This window comes from Vibrio sp. 10N.222.46.A1 (genome assembly GCF_041473595.1).
In the GTDB taxonomy this organism is placed as follows: domain Bacteria; phylum Pseudomonadota; class Gammaproteobacteria; order Enterobacterales; family Vibrionaceae; genus Vibrio; species Vibrio tasmaniensis_A.
The window spans coordinates 1-633 of record NZ_JBFRSN010001275.1; the positions used below are offsets into that span (position 1 = coordinate 1).

Sequence of the window (633 nt, forward strand, 5' to 3'; positions counted from 1 at the left end):
TTGGATAACCCAGTAATATTATACGCGTATATTTTCACAATGATTGGGTACTTCTTAACACCATTTATTACTGCCTCTACAAGATCGGAGTACGTGTAGTATGGATCAAGTCACTACCGCTCACGAATACATAGAGCATCACTTAACCTTCTTAACTACAGGTGATGGTTTCTGGGCGTTCAACATTGACTCAATGTTGGTATCTTGGATCACGGGTTTACTGTTTATTGGAGCTTTTCGATATGTAGTGACCAAGGGCACTAGCGGTGTTCCAGGTCGTTTTCAATGTTTTATCGAGCTTATCTTTGATTTCGTTAACAACCTAGTCAAAGAGATTTTTCAAGCGGAGGATAAATTAATAGGGCCACTGGCATTAACCACTTTTGTTTGGGTGTTGTTAATGAATGCAGTCGACCTATTGCCTATAGATTTAATACCAGGGTTAACTCGTGTAATGGGTTTAGAACACTTTAGAGATCTACCGACAGCGGATGTAAATGTCCCAATGTCGATGGCACTCGGTGTGTTTATTTTATTGTTAACTTATACGTTGAAAAATAAAGGTTTGAAAGGCTTTATCAAAGAGCTAACTACTCAGCCATTTGATAACCCTCTTTTATATCCTGTTAACTT

1 protein-coding gene and 1 pseudogene are annotated in these 633 nt (G+C 38.4%); both read left to right on the forward strand.

The genetic code is table 11. The annotated features are described in order from the left end of the window. A pseudogene (locus AB4496_RS25915) lies at nucleotides 1-99 on the forward strand (ATP synthase subunit I); the annotation flags it as partial. A 1-nt stretch (nucleotide 100) separates the two neighbouring features. After that, nucleotides 101-633 (forward strand): FoF1 ATP synthase subunit a (locus tag AB4496_RS25920; protein WP_372132729.1); only part of this gene is annotated, 533 nt, incomplete at its 3' end.